Source organism: Enterococcus sp. AMC1251, assembly GCF_058216535.1.
The window spans coordinates 3,472,030-3,494,004 of record NZ_CM177098.1; the positions used below are offsets into that span (position 1 = coordinate 3,472,030).

Here is a 21,975-nt window from a genome sequence, read left to right on the forward strand (position 1 = left end):
TTAGATGGAAACTACGAAAAAAACAGACGTAATCATTGAAAAACATACGTATGAATTTAACAAAACAGCAGAAAACTGGACGCTAGCATTAAGAAAATCGGAAGTCCAAGTATCGGAAGAAAAAGACTTAGCGCTACTTAAGGTGACTCATCCATTATTGATGGATACACGCATTCACTGGGAAGAAGATACCGTAACATTTACGTATGAGCTACCAAAAGAACGACTCACTTTTGAAGAATTGAAAACTGCTTCTAAAGAAGAAAAATTACGTGCCATGGCAAATATGGCCGCCATTGAGCAGTTATTAGATCTACCCTTAACGTTCTTTATTCATCCAGAGAATATTTTATTTGATTACAATTTACTGCCAAAAATTGCTTATCGTGGATTAGACGGAAAAATGCCGCCAAAAGTCACGAACAACGACTTATTATTAAGACAGTACAAAAGCTTGATTGTTGCCTTATTCGAAAAGAAACAAGATTTTTCAAAACTTTATGAAGGTCAACTAGATATTAAAAAAGGCTCAGAATTTATCCAAACGATTCTTAAAAAAGAAAGCTTCGAAGAAATCAGACAGTATCTTGTAGAAAGCTATGACCATACCGTTGCACGTACAAAGAAAACGATCAAAAAAGTCAGCAAAACAACATTCCAAGTAATGAAGCAACTTTCCATCTGGATGACTGTTTTGTCCGTCTTATTAGTGGTTCCCTTAGCTTACTTACTCTTTTTCCGCTTACCATTTTTGGATCGTATGCAAGACACAGATACAGCCTTCTTGAAAAATGACTATGAAGCCGTGATTACGACGTTAGAACCTGTGAAAACAGCAAAAATGCCATTTACGCAAAAATATGAACTAGCGTATAGCTTTATTCAAGGGGAAGCGTTACAAGAACAACAGAAAAAAGTGATTTTAAACAACGTAACCTTACGTTCTGATGAAAATTATTTAGATTACTGGATCGAAAACGGTCGTGGAAATCTTGATGAGGCGCTAGACGTAGCTAAAAACCTAGAGGATTCTGATTTAATTCTATACGGGATCACGCAAAAAATCGAACAAGTCAGAAAAGACACGAAAATGACTGGAACCGAAAAAGAAGAAGTCATCAGTAAATTAGAAGCGGACTACAAGAAATACAAAGAAAAACGTGATGAAAGTGTGAATGCTGCAACAGAAGCAGAACAAACACAAGGATCGACTGCTCAGGAGGGAAATTAGATGACCAAGACACAAGCCATCTTCTACCTTCAAGGCTATCGTTACCAACTAACCCTTGACGAAGAAAAAGTCCAACAGATTAGTTCTGACAACCAAGCCGCGCTTCACTTACCTTTATTGTCAGAAGCAGATACCTTTACGATCGAAAAAAAGGCCGATGATAACTGGGTATTGACGTATTCTGAGAAAGAGTATGCCTTACATTTAGCTGAGCCTCTCTCCTTCTCTTTATCTGAGGAACAAGAGCTCACGGTTATTTTAGCACCTGAAACAAAGCTTCATATTTTCGATTTATTAGACAAAAAAGAGCTTATTGTAAGCACCGACAAAGGCGCAACCCTTGAATTGCCAAACGATCATTTAGCTGAACCGCTTTCCGCTCTCTTGAAAAAACAAGACGAGCAATGGTTACTCACCGTCCTTTCTGGTGCGCTGATGATCAATAATCACCTCTTTACGGGCACAGATTACTTACTGGGTAAAGGCGATGAATTGTCTTTCTTGCATCATACCTTGAAAGTCTTTACGCATGAAATTCATGCCACAGAAGGCACGATCATTAAATCGGATTTGTGTGAAATCTACACCTCTCGTTACGATGTCTATGAGGATTATCCAGATTTCCACCGTTCACCGCGGATCATTTACCGTGAGCCTGAGGAAAAAATCACGATCAATGCCCCAAGTGAACCAAACAATAAGCAACAAGACCAACTCATCAAAACAATTTTACCACCGATTGTGATGTTGATGGTGACCGTTGCGATGGCCTTTTTCAGACCAAACGGCTTATTCGTTTTAGCCAGTGCGGCAACAACCTTGATTACGATTATTTTCTCGATTACGAATTACTTTAAAGGCAAAAAAGAACACAAACAAAGCTTGATCGATCGTGAAGTCAGCTATAAGAAGTATTTAGTCGATAAATCGGTGGAATTGCACCAATTAAATCAAGAACAAAAACAAGGGCAGTTGTATCATTACCCAACGGTTTCAGAATTGTTGGAGATGACGAAAACCTATAGCCCAAGAATTTATGAAAAAACGCCCTTGCACTTTGACTTTCTCTTCTATCGTTTAGGCTTAGGAACGCTTGGTTCATCCAGCGATATTACCTATTCCAACAAAGAACGTGGGAAAGAAACAGATGATTTAGAGAAAAGCGGCTATGAGCTGTATACAAAGAGCTTAGAGCTGGAAGATATGCCCATTGTGGCGAATTTAGTCAATGGACCGGTTGGGTATATTGGGCCTAGAACTTTAGTGTTGGAACAGCTTCATTTATTAGTCAATCAATTATCTGTGTTCCACAGTTACCATGATCTACAATTTATCTCCATTTTCCCAGAAGCAGAAAAAGACCTCTGGGAATGGATGCGTTGGTTGCCTCATGCAACGATGCAGGATGTGAACGTGCGTGGCTTTGTCTATAATCAACGAAGCCGTGACCAAGTATTGAATAGCTTGAATCAAATTTTGAAAAACCGTAAAAATTCCATGGAAGAAAACCGCAATAGTCGGGATAGTACGATCTTCTCCCCTCATTATGTGGTGATGATTACCGATGAGAAGTTGATTTTAGATCATGTCATTATGGAATTCTTTAATGAAGATCCGAGTGAGCTTGGTTGTAGCGTGATTTTCGTGGAAGATGTCATGAGTAGTTTATCCGATAATATCAAGACGGTTATCGATATTCGTGACCGTAATACTGGGGTTCTCTTGTTGGAAGAAGGCAAATTGATGAACAAGCCATTCCAATTGGATCACTTCCCTACTGCATTTAATAAAGAACAATTGCCGCGTTTATTGGCGCCATTGAATCACTTACAGAACTTGAAATCAAGCATTCCTGAAGCTGTGACGTTTTTAGAAATGTATGGGATCGAGAAATTTGATGAGTTTAATGTGACCCAGCGTTGGGCAGAACATTCTCCCCATAAAACCTTGGCTGTGCCGCTTGGTTTACGCGGAAAAGATGATATTGTGTATTTGAACTTACATGAAAAAGCGCATGGACCTCATGGGTTAGTCGCTGGTACCACAGGTTCTGGTAAATCGGAAATCGTGCAAAGTTATATTTTGAGTTTAGCCGTGAATTTCCATCCATACGATGTAGCGTTCCTACTGATTGACTACAAAGGTGGAGGAATGGCGAATCTCTTTAGAAATCTTCCTCACTTATTAGGAAGTATTACCAACTTAGATGGCGCTCAAAGTATGCGTGCCTTAATCTCTATCAATGCCGAGCTAAAACGCCGTCAGCGCCTTTTCTCGGAGAATAACGTGAATCATATCAATCAGTATCAAAAATTATATAAAAGCGGCGATGTTGAAGAGCCGATGCCTCACCTTTTCCTAATTTCGGATGAGTTTGCGGAGTTAAAATCAGAACAGCCTGAGTTTATGAAAGAACTTGTTTCTACTGCTCGTATTGGTCGTTCATTAGGGATTCACTTGATCCTTGCGACACAAAAGCCAAGTGGTGTGGTGAATGATCAAATTTGGAGTAACTCGAAATTTAAATTAGCGTTGAAAGTGGCAGATAAAGCCGATTCGATGGAAATGTTGAAAACACCAGATGCGGCGGAAATCACCCAAGCTGGGCGTGCCTACTTGCAAGTGGGGAATAATGAGATTTATGAATTGTTCCAAAGTGCTTGGAGTGGTGCGGATTATCAGCCTGAGAAAGATGACCAACAGATTGAGGATCATACGATTTACTTGGTTAACGACCTTGGTCAGTATGAGATTTTGAGTGAAGATTTAAGTGGTTTGGAGAATGCGGATGATGTGAAACAGATTCCGACAGAGCTGGATGCCATTATTGATGGGATTCATGAAGTGGCAGAACGTGAGAATATTACCCCACTACCGAGACCTTGGTTACCGCCGTTGGAAGAGCGGATTGCTTCTTCTACCCTTCACCCTGTGGACTTTAGAGAAGAATGGTTGACAGAGAAACAGCCGCTTGAACCTGTTTTAGGTGTGGTTGATGTGCCGAGTATGCAGGCGCAGAATACGTTGCGTTTGAATATGACGCAAGAAGGGCATATGACCGTGTTTAGTAGTCCTGGGTATGGGAAGAGTACGTTTATGCAGACGGTGGTGATGGATTTGGCGCGTGTCCATAGTCCTGAGCGGTTGAATGTTTATCTATTGGACTTTGGGACAAATGGACTTCTGCCGTTGAAGAAATTACCGCATGTAGCAGATACGATGAGTATTGATGAAGAAGAGAAAATTGAGAAGTTTGCACGTCGGATCAATGATGAGTTGAAACGACGTAAGAAGTTGTTGAGTGAGTTTTCTGTGGCGAGTTTGGATATGTATGAGCGAGCGAGTGGGAAAGAAGAACCGATCATCCTTATTCTTTTAGATGGTTTTGAAGGATTGAAAGATGCGAAGTTTAATGAAATTCTTGAAAAAGTCATTACCCAAGTTGCCCGTGAAGGGGCTGGGATTGGGATTCATTTACTTCTTTCTGCAGGTAGACAGAACTCAATGAGAGCGACACTCTCAAGTAATATTAAAACACAGGTTGTCTTGAAGATGATTGACGATAGTGAACCAAGAGCGATTGTTGGACGGACGACATTGACGATTGATGACTTGCCTGGTCGTGGGTTGATTAAGTTGGAAGAACCTGAATTGTTCCAAGCAGCATTGCCTGCCGAGGGTGAAGATACACTACAAATCATTGAAGCGATTCAAGAAGAAGTTGACGCAATGGATCAACATTGGACTGGTGAAAGACCTGAACCGATTCCTATGGTGCCAGAAATTCTTGATTTTGAAAGCTTTAAGAAGAAAAAACAAGTTCAAGAAATGGCTGAAAATGGTATTTTACCACTTGGTGTCGATTATGAAGAAGTTGAAGTAATGCCATTCAACTTAGTTCATCAAACGAATTTAGCTGTTATTGGCGAACAAAGGAAAACATTTTTACCATTAAAACAGGCTGTTCTTTCTTCAATAGAACTATTAGCTGGCCAGCATAATACAATGATTATTGATTCAGGTCACATTTGCGAGAAAGAAACCTTAGCAGTAAACGCCTATATCGCCGATCCAGCTACCTTACCGAAAGTAAAAGAAGATATATTAGTTGAAATCAGAAATCGAAAAGAAAATGGCTATGAAGGTTTACCAAAATGGCTTATCTACATTACTGATATGGAAGTATTTGAGAAAGAAACTACCTTAACAGAGGATGAACTAAAAGAATTCTTCCTTTCTACTGAACAGACAGGTGTTCACTTTATTATCGCAGGAGATCATCAATACCTTGGAAAAACAAGAATCGGTTTACCAAGACATTATAAAGAAGTAATCAAAGCTGCGGTATTTTCAATGAGAGTTTCCGATCAAGAATTTGTAGAAAAACCATATATGTCTAGAGAACCTGAACTAGAAATAGATAGTGCCTACTATGCCGCAGAAAAACAATTTATAAAAATTAAACACACACGAGAATAAAAAGGAGAATCAATATGGTTGAATTAGGAATGGCTGAAGAAAAAGCCAAAGCTGCGAAAGATGCCGCAAAAGCACATCAACGTGCAGTAATTGTCAGTCAATTAAATATGACTCGCGCCTCTTTGACAACGTTAAGTATGAAGAAAATTGAATTAGAAGGAAAAATCGAAAAAATTACTACAGCATTAACGAATATCGAATCCGCTAAAAGTGATTTTGATACAGGTAAATCAAGTTTAGATAGCGTAACAATTGAAGCTGGATCATGGAAAGGTCAAAATGCGACAAAAGCAAACACGGAACTTGGACAGATGAAAACATCTGTCCAAAGCATCGGTACAAAAATTGAGGATGCAGTGGATACTATTCAAGATGATAAAACTAAATTAGAACGAGAATTAGAACGTGTAGAAGCTGAAATTGCAACAAAAAATGGACAAGTGACTAATTTAATTGCACAGCTAAATAGTTTATAAGAATAAAAAAGGAGGTCAAAATATGAGTGGACAAGTCGGTATTAATATAGGTGTTTTTAATAGCAATATAACTTCTTTAAAGGCAAGTGCTAGTTCAATAGATTTTTCTCCTAGTGCTAGTTTATCAAAAACAGATATCAATCCTTTTAAAGAATACGAAAATTCTGTTCAAGATTTAGCAACAGCATTAGCAAAATATAAATCGATTATCGAAAGTGATGCACAACAAATGTCGAATATAGGTAAAGCTATTGAAGATGCAGATAGACGGAGTCAAGGAAAATAAAAAAGTACGATTAGAAAGGAGAAAAACATGGCAAAAATCGATATGAGCGAAGTAAAATTATTAAAAGAAGATTTAACTAAAAATGCAGATAAAGCCACTTCTGCCATTGCCGAAACAAAATCTGGATTAGGTAAAATCAAAGATATGAATTCTTTCAAAGGAGACGGAGCAAAAGCCACAAAAAATTATATTTCTCATGCACATGACAATTTAATTGAAGTTTATGATAATATAATAGAAGACTTAAAAGCTAATTTTACTTACTCAATGGATCAGTTTAGTAGTTCAGTAGATAATGATGCAAGCTGTATTATTGACAGTAGCTACGTCACCCAATTAAAGACAGAAGTGACAAGTGCAACTAAGAGTATCTCTTCTGCTATAAAATCAATTAACAAAGAAATAAGTAGTATTTCCGATATTACTTCCGCAAGTAAAGTTCAAACAACTGAGTTTAAAAATGATGAAAAGGAGTTTAAAAAAATCATTACAGATATGATGGAGAAGTTTGAAACCTTTATTTCAGCATCTAGTAATGAGGTGGCACAATCTAAAGAGTTTATTAGTCTGTTAAATTCTATGCAAGGACAGGTACAGAAGATATCAAATGTTCCTGACGGAATTAAAACATTTAAAAAAAGTGATATTGAAAAGTTTAAAGAGTGGAGAAAAATAGCTAAAAAAATAGCTAAGTACGGAAAAAAAATTGCAGGTACCGCACATTTTGGATACCACTTAAGCCGTGGAAATATAAAAATAACATGGGCTAAAAATGGAAAAGTTAGAGTACGAGTAATGAACCCTAAAGCTTTGATTGGAAAAGTGAAATGGGATGGAAAATCATTAAAATATGTGAAAAACTGGAAAAATGGAAAACGTTTTAAAGCTCTGACTACTTTAAAAGATGGAAAACTAACTGGAACTGGAAGCAAACATTTTAAATTTTGGGATCTTCCAAAAGAACTCACAGACGTCTCAAAACAAACAATGAAACAACGGTTAAAAGGAAAAGTTACAGGTCCTTTTACAGGATGGAAAGAGTTATCTAAAGCAGGGAAAAGTCTAAAAGCTTTGGGAATTGTAGGCACTGCTGTAGAAGTAGGGTTGAATGGTTATGAAAACTTTAATGATGCTACTAAACAAGGGTTAACAGGCTCTAAAAGAGTCGTAAGTACAACAGTGAATACAGCTGTAGATTCAGGAGTAAGTATTGGTGGCGCTGCTGCAGGAGCAAAAATTGGAGCACTTATAGGTTCTGCTGGAGGTCCAGTTGGTGCAGTTATTGGTGGAGTTGTTGGAGGTGCTGCGGGAGCTTGGGTTGCTAGTGAAGCTTCTAAAAATATTAGAAAAAAAGTCAAGCAAGGCGTAAATGATGCACTTAAGAATGCTGAAAAAACATGGAAAAATATTGGAAATTGGGCATTCGGCTAATGATTAAGGAGAGAGAACTTTGAAAAACAGTGCAGACGATTATTATTTGTTTATATTACCGTTAAAATACACATTGAATTATTCTAACATAAAGAGCATGAAATTTTTAATAAAAATGAGTATTATAAGTACTTTTATTTTTTTCATGTATACAAATAAAACAAATATCGAAATATATCAAAACTCTATAATTTTCAAAATGATATTTTACTTTTTCATACTCATGCTGTTTATACAAGTAGCTTCTCTTTTTTTATCAAGAACAAAAATTTATGAAGCTTTTATATATTTTACAGGTGGGTTATCAGCATTTCAGTTTTCATATCTAATAATCGTAGTTGGTTACGACTATTTTCTTTCTAGTGAGCAACTATTAATTAAAGATGAGGTATTAATTAATAAGTTTTTATTTATAATTCCACTCGTTTTATTTTTATATTCTTTGTTTAATATTATATTTAAAGTAAAAAATAAGGTTTCTCATAAGGATTCCGAAAGATCAAAACAGCTTGAGAAGAAATATAAAAATCAAAGTATTCTATTGGAAGGAAAAAGTATAATCTTATACTCAATTCTTCTTGGAGTGGGCTCTCTTGGATTATTAAATAGGAATCCTTATCTCTTATCATTATTGTTGATAATCTGTGTATATTTCATATCTATATATTCAGCAAGATATCTAATTATTTCATTTATGAAATATAGATTTCCTGAAGAATATTCCCAAAGGAGCATTGAAAAAGAGTTAGCTAAATAAACAACTATTCAGTAATTTTTTACTTTTTTCTTTAACAGTAAATTCAGAAAGGACAATATAATGAAAATATTTCAAGGTCCACTAATTTTATTAAATGTTATTAGCCCTAAAACGATCTCTACAAAAGAAAATATAGATGTAGCATTGGAATTTTCTAAACATTTTAATTATCAAGATGATTTCTATCAAATCGCTCCAGATGTTTTATCAATTACACCACAAGATGGAGAGCAGAATTATGTAGAGTATGAATTTTTCCTCTCACTAAATCTGCCTCCAGAAGTTCCAGAAGGAATAAAAAATCTAAAAACATATGATAAATATGTCATTGAAAATGCCTTAATTACCAGAGTAGCAGATAATGAAGAAAATTACTTTGGCTATGATAAACATTTGAGAACCTATTCATCTGAACATTTTAATTTAGATTTATCATCAAAAACATATTTTGTTATTACTGACAATCTAGGTGAAAAAATAATTGATGTTTATATCCCTATAAAAGGAGGAACTTTAACTTGATTGTCGAAGGAAAAAAAATAGCTTTTAAAAATGTAGTCTCTAAATACTATCAATTTGAAAGTTCAGAATCATCAAAAATAACAGAAGACTTTATGAACTTAATTGCTGACAAAAATTTAACTCCCAATGGACCTTTTTTTTACTCACTAATGAATGAGCTTGGAGCAGAACCGATTTTCGCAATGTACAGTATTCCTGTAGAAGAAACTCAACTAGAAAATATAGATGACGAAGACTTAATGTTTCAAACATATTTTTTAGTTGATCACATGTTAATGACTAGAGTATTAACAACAGATTCAGAAGATATTCAAGAACTTGCAGTAGCAAAGTATGCAGAATTGATTGAATATGCTGACAAAAATGAAATGGACATTATAGCTCCTTTCCATACTATGATTAAAATGGTTGATGAAAAATTATATTTAGAAGTTTATTTAGGTGCAACTCGCGTATTCCATGATAAAGGAAAAATGAAGACATTTTTAAAAAAAGTGAAAGATAAATTTGCGAAAGGAGAATAGCTATGCGTTTAGAAAAGATTCCGTTAATTATGCCTAATGTGGTAAAACAAACGATGGAACTAACTGAAAAAAGTATTGATTCAGGTTTTGACAAAATGCGAAATATTGAACTTCAAGAAAATGTCTACAATGTAGCCGCTATTATTTTCAAATTATCTAAATCAGACAAAGATAAATCTGTAAGAAAAGTAGAATTCTATATGCCAATTTCAGAAATACCAGAGGATTTTCCTTACGAAACAATTAAAGTATTTGAAATAGATAATACCATTGTTCTAAGGCAGGCTGATCTAGAAGATAATTTAGAAGAAGCCAGAAAAAAAATCGCTGACTATGCTTTAGAAAAATATAATAGTGGACTATCTGATGAAATGTACTGCGTGAATTACGATATTTATAATGAGACTCTAATTGACGTTTATATTCCTATGAAATAACGCTTTGATTCTATAATGTTTACACTAGCATTCAAAATATTTTAGAATACTTAAAAAATCGAAAGTAGTTCTGATTATTGTTATCAAACACTACTTCCGATTTTTTATCTAGATTTTCATCTGTCTATTTCAATATTTGACCAAACTTGACATTTCTATACTATCAGCCAAAATTAAAGCTAATTTAGCATCAGATGGTATTGAGATAGGTACACCAGGACTAGTTGGTATTGGGGTTTCTGGAAAAAAAAGTTGATCTAATAGATTTGGATACTGATCTTTAGTAAGGGAGAATACTGGCATGCAATTTTTTAAAAAAAGAATAAGCTATATACTGATATTAGTTATCACTACTATATTTTTTTCTGGTTGTAACAATACTACTGATACCACTATTTCAAATAGCACTAACAAAGAGATAATTACTAAGGAACAAGAAGATTATCTAAACAATGGTTATCAGATTGGAGAGTACAAACTTCTATTAACAAAAAATCAGAAAAATGATGAGAAACAAGTATTTATAGCTAATAATTTTTTTGAAGCTGACTTTCTAAAAAAACAAAATGATATAGATTTATCCAAAAAAATAAATATTATATTATACGGATTACATTATTCTCCAGAAGAGGAACGTTATACCTTAGGGACATTTCTAATAAACACCACAAATATAACTATCAAAAAATTGAGCTTTACCCTTACTCCTTCATTTAAAAATATTGGAGATGTAGAACCTATAAAATCTAATTTTGAAAGTGATGATTTTGTCGAACTACCACCTAAAAATTTTTTTACATTGGCTATTTCTGGAGATGCTCCTTTAAACTCAGCAGATTTATTAATGGAAAATAAAGGTCCAGATATCACTTTTAAAATAACGGATTTAGAAATAAACGGAGAGAAGGTGGCTAACACCAATGAACATTAAATGGGCAAAATACTTACAAGAAACACCTGAATATGAAGCAATGATCATTGACAAAAATTACATTGCAGCTTGGAAAGAATTTCTAGAACAGAATAAAGACAACCTTCCTACCAATGAATTAGTAATCATTTCTGGAAATTTGACTATTAAAAACGAAAATATGATATTGGAATATGCGCTACTTAACCATACTGAGAAACCCGTCAAAGAAATTGAATTTGGCGTTACATTATCTTTATTTGGAAAAGAATACTTCACAGGTGCTTTAAGAACCAATAAAAATTGTTATGAAGAACTTCTTCCAAATGATGTGAGACTAGATTTAATTGACTTCGGGAATGATCGCTATGATAACCAGACATTAACAAACGATAACTATCAATTAGTCATTCACTATTGTAACGAAATAAGCTATGATGAATTATCTGAAAAGGAGCTACAAGATAGTGCAAAGTAAACTTCCTGGAGATAAACTAGATACTACTGCTAATATTCTTCTTTTTGTCCAAGTAATAATGACAATATTCAACGTTATTTTTGGATTTTGGGCAGGAAGTCAATACTATCTATATGGACTACTCCTAAGCGGAATGCTTATTCGAGCGGTTATTCAAACAATCGTAATGTTTTGGTTGGTAAATAAAGAAAAAAAATTTCCTAAAAACTCAACTGCATGGTGGATATTGGTTTGCTGTTTAGCTTCTGGCTTTACTAATATTTTTTCTAGTTATAGTTCCTTTACTTGGGGAAATTTAGAATTAATATTAATTGTATGTGGCATTATTTTGTTATTTCGTCACTACTCTTATATAAAAGATGTTCGGATAGAATACGAAGAAAAGAAGAAAGAACAAGGAGAATAGATATACGCAAATAAAAAGGAGAAAACATTGAAAAATAAAAAAAACTTTATCGTCATTTTAATTAGCATTGCTCTTGTTGCTATTATTGGTGGGGGGCTATTCGTATCTTTCAATAAGAAAGTATACAACTCTTTTCCAGATATTTTTAAAACAATGGATGTTTCTACTAAGTATGAAAAAAGCAATATTGAAGCATTGAAAAAATTTGCTGAAAAAAATGAGTATACTTTCATAGAAGGGAAAGATAAAAATATTCCTAAAATTTCAGTTATTTCAAAAGACTATATTCAGAATTTACTCTATTCACCCGAAGAAAATCAATTACGATTTCTCAAAATGAATAGTCAAGATTTAACGATGCCTGAGGAAAAGAAGATTAAAAATATAGCAGAAGAAGATTCATTCTCCAAAGTCATTAATGAACTTGGAGAACCTGATAAAATGAGCAAAGATGAGAATGGACTAGTTGTATTGAGATGGGAAGATAAAACAAAAAAAGGGTATGTATTTTTATCTATAGAATTAGAAGATAATAAGGTGACTAAAATACAAAAAGAAGAAATATAAGCACCTCTTCTCTTTCAAAGTAAAAAAATCCTATTTTTGAGGAATTTTTTACTTTTTCTTTTAACACCAAGCATCTATTCTCTCTTTATGTTAAACTTAATTCACTACGAATTTAGATGACAATGAGCGTTTAAGAATATTTGAAAAATATGTGGTTGAAAATGTATTAATTACTAAGATCGCAGATATTGACCCTTGATCAGTAGGCGACACAATCAGCGCCTTTCAAAAATGATTATACGATCCATTAATTTTATGAAAAACGCGCAAAAAATAAGTAAATGAGTAATGATACTGCCAAGTCTATAGGTAATAATGTCAAAAATATGAAAAACAATGTATCAAATGCTTGGAACGGTTTATGTGAATCATTTGCTTGGTAAATATGAATAATGGAGAATATCATATGACTACAAAAAAAATGGAATTTAATGCTATAGAAGAAATAGCTACCAAAGATTTTGCTTTAGAATGTTGTGAAATGAGTGAAAAATTCAGTTTTTTTAGAAGATTTCTTGTGGGAGGATTTTTCTCTATATTACTATTAATGTTAGGTTTCTTCTCTCAATACGCCATTACACATTTTCACTCTGCTACAATTACCTTAGACTCTACTAATGAGTATCAGTATTTTGTTGCTCCCATGTCACTAGTTTTTATATTTTCTAGTATACTTTTTTTTACTTTAACTTTCGGAGGTACCGTTTATAGAAGAAAACGCAATATAAAGTTATCTCTGTTCAGTGCAAAGTGGTTGATGGCCATAAGTATATCTTTGCATACTTTATCCTTTATTGTTAGTCAACTTCTTATCAGTGTTAAATTTTTACGTTACTTTTATTCTGTATTGTTCATTATAAGCATTCTTTTAATCATTTTTAAAACGAAAAAAAATATTCATGAACTGCTCTATGGGGAAAAAAAAGAAGAAGATTTTATATCAAAAAATTGGAAAAAAATTCGAGAATTAATCGGGATTTTTTTCTCAATAGCTATGATATACAGCATACTTTTCCAAAATGATGGTGCTTTGAAACAAAACTTCTATTTGATTCTATTATGGTTCTTCCCGATATTTATTATTATAGCTGGATTTCTTTGGACAAGTATCTATAAATCTTATATAAAGCTATTCTACCTAAACTATTTTTCAGAAGATTTTAGAAAAAAATTCGATGTGGATAATAAAATATGGTATGGATCAAAGTTTAAAGAAAAAAAATTTTAAATTTTTAAACTCTACTTTTTTACTCTAATAAGCAGTACCCTCACAAATATCTAATGTGGTGGGCACTGCTTATTATTTTTTCTCAGAAACAAACTCCATAATATCCCCTGGCTGACAATCAAGAGCCGCACATATCCTCTCAATAACATCCATCGATACTTTTTCATTCGCAGAAAGCTTCGCTAACGTAGCCGTTCCTATCCCTATTTCTTTACGTAACTGTGTTTTTGTCATTTCTTTATCTATCAATAACTTCCACAAACGATTATAAATTATCGGCATTTACCTTCCCCCCGTTTTCTACTAACTATATCCTCAGTATAAAATGTAGATGTTCTACAGTCAACACAATAAATTCGTTTAATTGAACAAAAAATACCGAAAACGAAATAAAACCATTGACGAAACATTCTGTTTACGGTACTATATATTCATTAAAGCGAATATTAAATTCTTTTTGACGAACAAAGAGGAGGGTTGACTATAAATAAAAAGAAGCAGAGCTTTAACGATTAAGAAACGAATTTCTTAAATTAAAACTCTACCCAGACAAGTTGAGTATATCATACATTTAAGAAATTCTCCAAAAAAATTTAAAGGAGAATCACAATGAATACTATCAAACCATTAACTAGCACTACTAAAAATAATCACGCTTCAAAAAACATTCAATCTTTAGGTAACACTCTAGAACAACTTGACTCGTGGAACCTTGTTTTGGATTTACTACACCAATTCTTTAACGATAATCCGCAACCGCTCAATAAGAAAAAAGTGATAAGTGAATACTATGTGTGCGCTAAGCTATTCACTAATTTTCACAATGACTTTTACCAACTATCAAAAAAGATTAATAAGCAGGTGGAAGAATTACAACGAAAAGAAACAATATAAGCCCCCCTTTTATCTCCCAAAGTCAAAAGTTACTATTTTGAGTAATTTTTGACTTTTTTCTTTAAATCACAATATCTATTCATTCTTTATGTTAATATTAAATAAACTATCTACTTCATGTAGCTAAAAATAAGTTTGGAAGATCTATCAAAAAATCAGGGAATTGGGCTTTCGGAGAAAATTAGATTAGGAGGAAAACTTTGAAGAAAAACGCAGATGATTTTTACTTTTTTATTATACCAATGAAATATAGACTGGATTTTTTAAATATTAAAACTGCTAGAACTATAATTCTTACAGCTATTGCTTGTTATCCTATTATGTACTTAATAATTAAAAATTTTGAACTTGATGGTATCTACCTTCCTAATACTCTAGTTTTTAAAGGGCTCATTTTTTTCTTTCTTATCTTTATTTTTTTATCAATATTTTCTTTCCTATTTAGTAAACATGAAATGTATGATTCAATAGTTTGGTTATTAACTAGCTTAGCTTTTCTAGAAATTGCCTATTTTTTAATTCTGATGGAGTATTTATCTTTTCTTAGAAAGTACATTTCTATAGAATGGCAAGCTTCTCTTTTCAACATTTTGTTAATAACTCCTATTGTCTGTATTGTATTATCATTTGGACGATATATTAAAATGGTGCATACTGGGAAAGCACACAAAGAAAATCCAAAGGTTATTTTATTAGAACAAAAATTTAAAAATGAATCTAATACAAATTTAGATCAAGTAAAAAGCAAAAAATTCATTTTATATGCATCATTAATAGGAGTTGGTTTAGGTGGTATGATAGAAACATCATTCACATTATTTTTTATTTTTTTTGGATGCGCATGTCTTATATCATGGATGGTACCTAGATTTTTAATTATCTCTTATCTAAAATTTAAATTTCCAGAACAATATCTAGAAAAAAACTTAATCGTGTCACATAAAAAATAAAGGAGCTTAAAAAAATGAAGGTTTTTCAAGGACCATTAATTTTATTGAATGTCATAAGCCCAAAGCACATTCAGCCAAAATACGAAATAAATACAATGCTACAATTTTCTCAACATTTTGATTTTCAAGATGACTTTTATCAAATTGGACCCGACGTCTTATCTATTACGCATTTAGAAGGAGAATCAGGATACGTAGAATACGAGTTCTTTCTCTCATTAAACCTTCCACCCAAAGTTCCTGAAGGCTTAGAAGGTTTAAGAACATTTGATAAATATGTGATTGAAAATGCATTAATTACTAGAATAGCAGATAACGAAGAAAACTATTTTGATTACGATTTGCAGCTGAGACTTTATGCAGAGGAACATTTCAACTTAGAGTTATCAGTAAAAACATACTTTGTTATCACTGATAACTTAGGGGAAAAAGTTATTGATCTTTACATCCCAATTGAAGGAGGAACCTTAAATTGATTGTAGAAGGAAAAAAAATTGCTTTTAAAAATGTAGTGTCTAAGTACTATCAATTTGAGAGTACTGAATCAGCAAAAATAACAGAAGATTTCATTACTTTAATAAATGAAAAAGGCTTAACACCAAATGGTCCTATTTTTTATTCAGTGATGAGTGAATTCGGTGCTGAGCCCATTTCTGCAATGTACAGTATTCCAGTTGAAGAGAACCGATTAGCAAATATAGATGATGAAGATTTAATGTTCCAAACCTATTTTTTAGTTGAGAATATGTTAATGACTAGGGTGCTAGTTAAAAAACAAGAACAAGCACAAGAGATTGCAGTAGAAAAGTATGCTGAATTAATTGAATATACTATTGAAAATAAAATGGAACTTACCGCTCCCTTCCATACCATGTTTAAAATTGTTAATGAACAATTATATTTAGAAATTTATCTAGGAGCTACTCGCATATTTCAAAGTGAGCGAAAAATGAAAGCTTTTTTTAAAAAAATGAAGAAGCAGTTCCTGAAGGGAGTATGACCATGCGTTTGGAAAAAACAAACTTACTAATGCCTAATGTGGTACATTATACAATGGATTTAGCTAAAGAAAATTTTGATGATGGCTTCGAGAAAATGCGTAGCATAGAATTTCAAGAAGAAGTTTATAGTCAATCAGCACTTGCTTTTATGTTATCGGAATCTGATAAAAATCAAAAAACAAGAAAAGTTGAATTTTACATGTTTCTATCTGAAATACCTGATAACTTTCCTTATAAAACAACTAAACTTCTTGAATTAGAAAATGCTATCGTTTTACGGCAAGCTGATTTAGAAGATAACTTAGAGGAAGCTCGAAAAAAAATTGCCAATTTTGCTTTAGATAAATATGGTAAAGAACTAACTGATGAAATGTATTGTTTAAACTACGATATTTATAATGAGACTCTAATTGACGTTTATATTCCTATGAAATAACGCTTTGATTCTATGATGTCTATACTGGCATTCAAAAAACTTAAAAATAAGAGTGTACCATCTAAAAAATGATAAAAGAAGAGAACTGACACTATTTCAAGTCAGTTCTCTTCTTTTTAAACTCTATCTGAAACAGATTTAGCTTCTAAATACTTCTCTCTAGCAACTGCTAATTCAGACTTCTGTTTCAATAAAATAAGTTCATACAATTTTTTGTTACTTAGATTGTCTATATCTAATTCTGAAAGAAGAAGTTTCCTCTCCTTCTCTAAATTTACTTTATCAAATCCATCCTCTTTACTGTCCTTCAAAATATTTCTATGTAGTTCATTAAATGAAGCTTGTTTTCTCAAAATATCTAAAATTATATTTTCAGAAGTCTGACTAAGCTCAATATTCTCACTAAAAAGAGTCTCAACAGTTGTGCCTAATGAAGAAGCAATCGCATAAAGAGTTGTACTTAGAGGAATTGTCTCCCCCTTTTCGATCTTTAAAATGCTTTGCTTAGTTGTTCTAGCGTTTTCTGCCAGTTCTTCCTGTGTCATACCTCTGGCTTTACGTAATTTTCTAATATTGATTCCTAACTGTTCCAAAGTAGTACCTTCTTTCATGTATTACTATACTAAGTTTTACATTACTTTTCAAAAAAGTATTCAAATATTTACTTTAAGCGTTGATAAAGTAAATAGAAATATGTATAATATAGATATAAAGTTAACAGAATAATTCTTTCGTATGAAATAATTATTATCTTATATCCTGTAAGTTTAAAAAGAATACAGGATAATCTATTTTGAGGAGGTGATCTAATATGAACCTATATGAAAAAGTTTATTTATTTTGAATTCATTAACTATTTAGAATTAAAAAGCAGAGCTTTAAAAATAAGAAACGAATTTCTTAAATTAGAACTCCACCGTAGATAAGTAGAGTGTACCATACATTTAAGGAATTCTCCAAAAAAATTTAAAGGAGAGTCACAATGAATACTATCAAACCATTAACTAGCACTACTAAAAATAATCACGCTTCAAAAAACATTCAATCTTTAGGTAACACTCTAGAACAACTTGACTCGTGGAATCTTGTTTTGGATTTACTACACCAATTCTTTAACAATAATCCGCAACCTCTAGATGAGAAACAAGTTATTCGAGAATACTACGTTTGCTCTAAACTATTCACTAATTTTCACAATGACTTCTATAGACTTTCGAAAAAGATTAATACGCAGATGGAAGAATTACAACGAAAAGAAACAATATAAGCCCCCCTTTTATCTCCCAAAGTCAAAAATTACTATTTTGAGTAATTTTTGACTTTTTCTTTTATTCCAAACTAATTAATCATTCTTTATGTTAAACTTAATACAAAAGAATGAAATACATAGCTCCATTTATTAGTCAATCAATTATCTGTGTTCCACAGTTACCATGATCTACAATTTATCTCCATTTTCCCAGAAGCAGAAAAAGACCTCTGGGAATGGATGCGCTGGTTGCCTCATGCCACCATGCAGGATGTGAACGTGCGTGGCTTTGTCTATAATCAACGAAGCCGTGACCAAGTATTGAATAGCTTGAATCAAATCTTGAAAAACCGTAAAAATTCCATGGAAGAAAACCGCAATAGTCGGGATAGTACCATCTTCTCCCCTCATTATGTGGTGATGATTACCGATGAGAAGTTGATTTTAGATCATGTCATTATGGAATTCTTTAATGAAGATCCAAGCGAATTGGGTTGTAGCGTGATTTCGTGGAAGATGTCATGAGTAGTTTATCCGATAATATCAAGACGGTTATCGATATTCGTGACCGTAATACTGGGGTGCTTTTGTTGGAAGAAGGCAAATTGATGAACAAGCCATTCCAATTGGATCACTTCCCTACTGCATTTAATAAAGAACAATTGCCGCGTTTATTGGCGCCATTGAATCACTTACAGAACTTGAAATCAAGTATTCCTGAAACTGTGACGTTCTTAGAAATGTACGGGATCGAAAAATTTGATGAGTTTAATGTCACTCAACGTTGGGCAGAACATTCTCCTCACAAAACCTTGGCTGTACCGCTTGGTTTACGTGGAAAAGACGATATTGTGTATTTGAACTTACATGAAAAAGCGCATGGACCTCATGGGTTAGTCGCTGGTACCAAGGGTTCTGGTAAATCGGAGATCGTGCAAAGTTATATTTTGAGTTTAGCCGTGAATTTCCATCCGTATGATGTGGCTTTCCTACTGATTGACTACAAAGGGGGAGGAATGGCGAACTTGTTCCGTAACCTGCCTCACTTATTAGGGAGTATTACCAACCTAGATGGCGCTCAAAGTATGCGTGCCTTAATCTCTATCAATGCCGAGCTAAAACGCCGTCAGCGCCTTTTCTCGGAGAATAACGTGAATCATATCAATCAGTATCAAAAATTATATAAAAGCGGCGATGTTGAAGAGCCTATGCCTCACCTTTTCCTAATTTCGGATGAGTTTGCGGAGTTAAAATCAGAACAGCCTGAGTTTATGAAAGAACTCGTTTCCACTGCTCGTATTGGGCGTTCGTTAGGGATTCACTTGATTCTTGCGACACAAAAACCAAGTGGGGTCGTGAATGACCAAATTTGGAGTAACTCAAAATTTAAATTAGCACTAAAAGTGGCGGATAAAGCCGATTCGATGGAAATGTTGAAAACACCTGATGCGGCGGAAATCACCCAAGCTGGGCGTGCCTACTTGCAAGTAGGGAATAATGAAATTTATGAATTGTTCCAAAGTGCTTGGAGTGGGGCGGATTATCAGCCTGAGAAAGATGACCAACAGATTGAAGATCATACGATTTACCTTGTGAATGATTTAGGGCAGTATGAAATCTTGAGTGAAGATTTAAGTGGATTGGAGAATGCGGATGATGTGAAACAGATTCCGACTGAACTGGATGCCATTATTGATGGGATTCATGACGTGGCGGAACGTGAGAATATCACCCCACTACCGAGACCTTGGTTACCACCGTTGGAAGAACGGATTGCTTCTTCTACCCTTCATCCTGTGGACTTTAGAGAAGAGTGGTTGACAGAGAAACAGCCGCTTGAACCTGTTTTAGGTGTGGTTGATGTGCCGAGTATGCAGGCGCAGAATACGTTGCGTTTGAATATGACGCAAGAAGGGCATATGACCGTGTTTAGTAGTCCTGGGTATGGGAAGAGTACGTTTATGCAGACAGTGGTGATGGATTTGGCGAGAGTGCATAGTCCTGAAAGACTGAATGTTTATCTATTGGACTTTGGGACAAATGGACTTCTGCCGTTGAAGAAATTACCGCATGTGGCAGATACGATGAGTATTGATGAAGAAGAGAAAATTGAGAAGTTTGCACGTAGAATCAATGATGAATTGAAACGTCGTAAGAAGTTATTGAGTGAGTTTTCTGTGGCGAGTTTGGATATGTATGAGCGAGCGAGTGGGAAAGAAGAGCCGATCATTCTTATCTTGTTAGATGGTTTTGAAGGATTGAAAGATGCGAAGTTCAATGAAATTCTTGAAAAAGTCATTACCCAAGTTGCCCGTGAAGGGGCTGGGATTGGGGTTCATTTACTTCTATCTGCGGGTAGACAAAACTCAATGAGAGCGACACTCTCAAGTAATATCAAGACACAGGTTGTTTTGAAGATGATTGACGATAGTGAACCAAGAGCAATTGTTGGACGGACGACATTGACGATTGATGACTTGCCTGGTCGTGGGTTGATTAAGTTGGAAGAACCTGAGTTGTTCCAAGCTGCATTGCCAGCTGATGGCGAAGATACGTTACAGATTATTGAAGCAATTCAAGAAGAAGTTGACGCAATGGATCAACATTGGACTGGTGAAAGACCTGAACCGATTCCTATGGTGCCAGATGTACTTTATTTTGATGACTTTAAACAACGTAAAACATTGATACAATCATTGGAAAATAACGTAAAAATACTCCCACTGGGCTTGGATAAAGAGACAGTTGAAACAGTTTATTTAGACTATACTCGTTTTTCTTCATACTTTGTGACAGGTGACCGAACAGAAAAAATTAATCTATTTAAACACTATTTATCTAAGATGGTAAGTTTACAATCGGAAAATATTGATTATCTTGTAGTAGATGATGGTGAAAGACAATTTAATTTCTATCAAGACACATTTACAGATTACACAGATAGTTTTGAAGACGGAATCAAGCAAATAGAAAATATAGTACAACTAGCTTCTGATAGGAAACAAGCTATTGAAAATATGCGAAATGCTGGTGAAGAAATAACAGAGATATTAAGTAAGATACGCCCCGTCGTGCTTATTTTATCTGATATAGCTGAATATGTAGATAATAAATTGGATAAAGAAATTGAGAATACTTTTATTGATCTATTAGAAGAAGGCGTAAAATACGGTATTCATATATTAGGAATCGTGAATTTTAATAAACTATCTGGATACGATAGCCTTTCCAAATCAATAAAAGCACAGAAGAATTTTATATCATTAAGCCGATTAGGCGATCTTAAAAACTTCACAATAAATGGAAGTTTTTACAATGAACCAATGTTGGATGTTACAGAAGCCTATTATTGTATAGATTCTGAGTTTATGAAAATAAAAATATGTACTGGAGTGGAATAAATGACAGATATAAACGTTGCAGTATCAACTAGCGAAGTAGAAGACTTATTGAATGAAAGCTACACAATTATGAAATCAATAAATAAAAGTCTAGAATCTGTACAAACAGCTTTAAATTATTTTGAAAATAGCAATGTAATTAGTGGAGAAGCTGCAGATTCTTTAAAAAATTTTATTTCTGTTATGAACGAAGATGTTGTTAGTCAATCAATTGATTTCAATGATAAATTGTTCAAATCTTTAAAGACTATAAGTCATGAATTTGATACGGAAACATTTATTGAATTAAGCTAAAAAAATCATTACGAGGAG

At 33.5% G+C, this 21,975-nt stretch carries 23 protein-coding genes and 1 pseudogene; 22 read left to right on the forward strand and 2 right to left on the reverse strand.

Annotation, left to right across the window (positions count from 1 at the left end; all coding sequences use genetic code 11):
• Positions 1-4 precede the first annotated feature (4 nt).
• The 14 genes from essB (at position 5) to AC4BBR_RS16490 (ending at position 13,732) form a co-directional block, all read left to right on the forward strand.
• Positions 5-1,231 (forward strand): type VII secretion protein EssB, encoded by a 1,227-nt coding sequence (gene essB / locus AC4BBR_RS16425; RefSeq protein WP_490460527.1) that lies wholly within the window; start codon positions 5-7, stop codon positions 1,229-1,231.
• Entirely contained in the window at positions 1,232-5,710 is a 4,479-nt protein-coding gene (gene essC, locus AC4BBR_RS16430; RefSeq protein WP_490460528.1) for a type VII secretion protein EssC, read from the forward strand.
• 14 nt (positions 5,711-5,724) lie between these two features.
• Positions 5,725-6,186, forward strand: a complete 462-nt coding sequence (locus AC4BBR_RS16435) for a YwqH-like family protein (RefSeq protein WP_490460529.1) — start codon at positions 5,725-5,727, stop codon at positions 6,184-6,186.
• A 22-nt stretch (positions 6,187-6,208) separates the two neighbouring features.
• Entirely contained in the window at positions 6,209-6,472 is a 264-nt protein-coding gene (locus AC4BBR_RS16440; protein WP_490460530.1) for a TIGR04197 family type VII secretion effector, read from the forward strand.
• 27 nt (positions 6,473-6,499) lie between these two features.
• The gene (locus AC4BBR_RS16445) at positions 6,500-7,903 is read left to right on the forward strand and encodes a T7SS effector LXG polymorphic toxin (protein WP_490460531.1); all 1,404 of its coding nucleotides are present in this window, start codon (positions 6,500-6,502) and stop codon (positions 7,901-7,903) included.
• 19 nt (positions 7,904-7,922) lie between these two features.
• Positions 7,923-8,660, forward strand: a complete 738-nt coding sequence (locus AC4BBR_RS16450) for a hypothetical protein (RefSeq protein WP_490460532.1) — start codon at positions 7,923-7,925, stop codon at positions 8,658-8,660.
• A 60-nt stretch (positions 8,661-8,720) separates the two neighbouring features.
• On the forward strand, positions 8,721-9,182 hold the full coding sequence (locus tag AC4BBR_RS16455; RefSeq protein WP_490460533.1) for a hypothetical protein: 462 nt from the start codon (positions 8,721-8,723) through the stop codon (positions 9,180-9,182).
• On the forward strand, positions 9,179-9,706 hold the full coding sequence (locus AC4BBR_RS16460; RefSeq protein WP_490460534.1) for a DUF5085 family protein: 528 nt from the start codon (positions 9,179-9,181) through the stop codon (positions 9,704-9,706). The genes AC4BBR_RS16455 and AC4BBR_RS16460 overlap by 4 nt, the downstream gene beginning before the upstream one ends.
• Positions 9,707-9,708: 2 nt before the next feature.
• The gene (locus AC4BBR_RS16465; protein ID WP_490460535.1) at positions 9,709-10,143 is read left to right on the forward strand and encodes a hypothetical protein; all 435 of its coding nucleotides are present in this window, start codon (positions 9,709-9,711) and stop codon (positions 10,141-10,143) included.
• Positions 10,144-10,444: 301 nt separating this feature from the next.
• Positions 10,445-11,074: a hypothetical protein gene (locus tag AC4BBR_RS16470; protein ID WP_490460536.1), complete on the forward strand. Its 630-nt coding sequence runs from the start codon at positions 10,445-10,447 to the stop codon at positions 11,072-11,074.
• On the forward strand, positions 11,064-11,531 hold the full coding sequence (locus tag AC4BBR_RS16475) for a hypothetical protein (protein ID WP_490460537.1): 468 nt from the start codon (positions 11,064-11,066) through the stop codon (positions 11,529-11,531). Before AC4BBR_RS16470 ends, AC4BBR_RS16475 begins: the two co-directional genes overlap by 11 nt.
• On the forward strand, positions 11,521-11,937 hold the full coding sequence (locus tag AC4BBR_RS16480) for a hypothetical protein (RefSeq protein ID WP_490460538.1): 417 nt from the start codon (positions 11,521-11,523) through the stop codon (positions 11,935-11,937). The genes AC4BBR_RS16475 and AC4BBR_RS16480 overlap by 11 nt, the downstream gene beginning before the upstream one ends.
• 27 nt (positions 11,938-11,964) lie before the next feature.
• Positions 11,965-12,504 (forward strand): hypothetical protein, encoded by a 540-nt coding sequence (locus AC4BBR_RS16485; protein ID WP_490460539.1) that lies wholly within the window; start codon positions 11,965-11,967, stop codon positions 12,502-12,504.
• A 406-nt stretch (positions 12,505-12,910) separates the two neighbouring features.
• Positions 12,911-13,732, forward strand: coding sequence for a hypothetical protein (locus AC4BBR_RS16490; protein ID WP_490460540.1), 822 nt, complete (start codon positions 12,911-12,913; stop codon positions 13,730-13,732).
• A gap of 72 nt (positions 13,733-13,804) precedes the next feature.
• On the opposite strand, the gene AC4BBR_RS16495 is transcribed toward AC4BBR_RS16490, so the two are convergent.
• Complete coding sequence (locus tag AC4BBR_RS16495) at positions 13,805-14,014, reverse strand: helix-turn-helix domain-containing protein (RefSeq protein ID WP_490460541.1); 210 nt, start codon at positions 14,012-14,014, stop codon at positions 13,805-13,807.
• Positions 14,015-14,341: 327 nt separating this feature from the next.
• Between AC4BBR_RS16495 and AC4BBR_RS16500 the strand changes: the two genes are divergently transcribed.
• The 5 genes from AC4BBR_RS16500 (at position 14,342) to AC4BBR_RS16520 (ending at position 17,013) form a co-directional block, all read left to right on the forward strand.
• Complete coding sequence (locus AC4BBR_RS16500) at positions 14,342-14,626, forward strand: hypothetical protein (protein ID WP_490460542.1); 285 nt, start codon at positions 14,342-14,344, stop codon at positions 14,624-14,626.
• A 200-nt stretch (positions 14,627-14,826) separates the two neighbouring features.
• On the forward strand, positions 14,827-15,576 hold the full coding sequence (locus tag AC4BBR_RS16505) for a hypothetical protein (protein ID WP_490460543.1): 750 nt from the start codon (positions 14,827-14,829) through the stop codon (positions 15,574-15,576).
• A gap of 14 nt (positions 15,577-15,590) precedes the next feature.
• Positions 15,591-16,052: a hypothetical protein gene (locus tag AC4BBR_RS16510; RefSeq protein WP_490460544.1), complete on the forward strand. Its 462-nt coding sequence runs from the start codon at positions 15,591-15,593 to the stop codon at positions 16,050-16,052.
• Entirely contained in the window at positions 16,049-16,576 is a 528-nt protein-coding gene (locus AC4BBR_RS16515; protein ID WP_490460545.1) for a DUF5085 family protein, read from the forward strand. Before AC4BBR_RS16510 ends, AC4BBR_RS16515 begins: the two co-directional genes overlap by 4 nt.
• A gap of 2 nt (positions 16,577-16,578) precedes the next feature.
• Positions 16,579-17,013, forward strand: coding sequence for a hypothetical protein (locus AC4BBR_RS16520; protein ID WP_490460546.1), 435 nt, complete (start codon positions 16,579-16,581; stop codon positions 17,011-17,013).
• A gap of 116 nt (positions 17,014-17,129) precedes the next feature.
• Here the strand turns inward: AC4BBR_RS16520 and AC4BBR_RS16525 are convergent, their stop codons facing one another.
• The gene (locus AC4BBR_RS16525) at positions 17,130-17,606 is read right to left on the reverse strand and encodes a helix-turn-helix transcriptional regulator (protein ID WP_490460547.1); all 477 of its coding nucleotides are present in this window, start codon (positions 17,604-17,606) and stop codon (positions 17,130-17,132) included.
• 389 nt (positions 17,607-17,995) lie between these two features.
• Here AC4BBR_RS16525 and AC4BBR_RS16530 point away from each other — a divergent pair, with 389 nt between their 5' ends.
• From AC4BBR_RS16530 to AC4BBR_RS16540, 3 genes and pseudogenes are all read left to right on the forward strand, one after another.
• Positions 17,996-18,280: a hypothetical protein gene (locus tag AC4BBR_RS16530; protein ID WP_490460548.1), complete on the forward strand. Its 285-nt coding sequence runs from the start codon at positions 17,996-17,998 to the stop codon at positions 18,278-18,280.
• A gap of 123 nt (positions 18,281-18,403) precedes the next feature.
• A pseudogene (essC, locus tag AC4BBR_RS16535) lies at positions 18,404-21,663 on the forward strand (type VII secretion protein EssC); the annotation flags it as partial.
• Positions 21,664-21,957, forward strand: a complete 294-nt coding sequence (locus AC4BBR_RS16540) for a hypothetical protein (protein WP_490460549.1) — start codon at positions 21,664-21,666, stop codon at positions 21,955-21,957. It begins immediately after the preceding pseudogene.
• Positions 21,958-21,975 lie beyond the last annotated feature (18 nt).

Coding starts and splice junctions, on each gene's coding strand:
- essB (WP_490460527.1), top strand. CDS start 5: ATGGAAACTACGAAAAAAACAGACGTAATCATTGAAAAACATACGTAT.
- essC (WP_490460528.1), top strand. CDS start 1,232: ATGACCAAGACACAAGCCATCTTCTACCTTCAAGGCTATCGTTACCAA.
- AC4BBR_RS16435 (WP_490460529.1), top strand. CDS start 5,725: ATGGTTGAATTAGGAATGGCTGAAGAAAAAGCCAAAGCTGCGAAAGAT.
- AC4BBR_RS16440 (WP_490460530.1), top strand. CDS start 6,209: ATGAGTGGACAAGTCGGTATTAATATAGGTGTTTTTAATAGCAATATA.
- AC4BBR_RS16445 (WP_490460531.1), top strand. CDS start 6,500: ATGGCAAAAATCGATATGAGCGAAGTAAAATTATTAAAAGAAGATTTA.
- AC4BBR_RS16455 (WP_490460533.1), top strand. CDS start 8,721: ATGAAAATATTTCAAGGTCCACTAATTTTATTAAATGTTATTAGCCCT.
- AC4BBR_RS16465 (WP_490460535.1), top strand. CDS start 9,709: ATGCGTTTAGAAAAGATTCCGTTAATTATGCCTAATGTGGTAAAACAA.
- AC4BBR_RS16470 (WP_490460536.1), top strand. CDS start 10,445: ATGCAATTTTTTAAAAAAAGAATAAGCTATATACTGATATTAGTTATC.
- AC4BBR_RS16475 (WP_490460537.1), top strand. CDS start 11,064: ATGAACATTAAATGGGCAAAATACTTACAAGAAACACCTGAATATGAA.
- AC4BBR_RS16490 (WP_490460540.1), top strand. CDS start 12,911: ATGACTACAAAAAAAATGGAATTTAATGCTATAGAAGAAATAGCTACC.
- AC4BBR_RS16495 (WP_490460541.1), bottom strand. CDS start 14,014: ATGCCGATAATTTATAATCGTTTGTGGAAGTTATTGATAGATAAAGAA.
- AC4BBR_RS16500 (WP_490460542.1), top strand. CDS start 14,342: ATGAATACTATCAAACCATTAACTAGCACTACTAAAAATAATCACGCT.
- AC4BBR_RS16510 (WP_490460544.1), top strand. CDS start 15,591: ATGAAGGTTTTTCAAGGACCATTAATTTTATTGAATGTCATAAGCCCA.
- AC4BBR_RS16520 (WP_490460546.1), top strand. CDS start 16,579: ATGCGTTTGGAAAAAACAAACTTACTAATGCCTAATGTGGTACATTAT.
- AC4BBR_RS16530 (WP_490460548.1), top strand. CDS start 17,996: ATGAATACTATCAAACCATTAACTAGCACTACTAAAAATAATCACGCT.
- AC4BBR_RS16540 (WP_490460549.1), top strand. CDS start 21,664: ATGACAGATATAAACGTTGCAGTATCAACTAGCGAAGTAGAAGACTTA.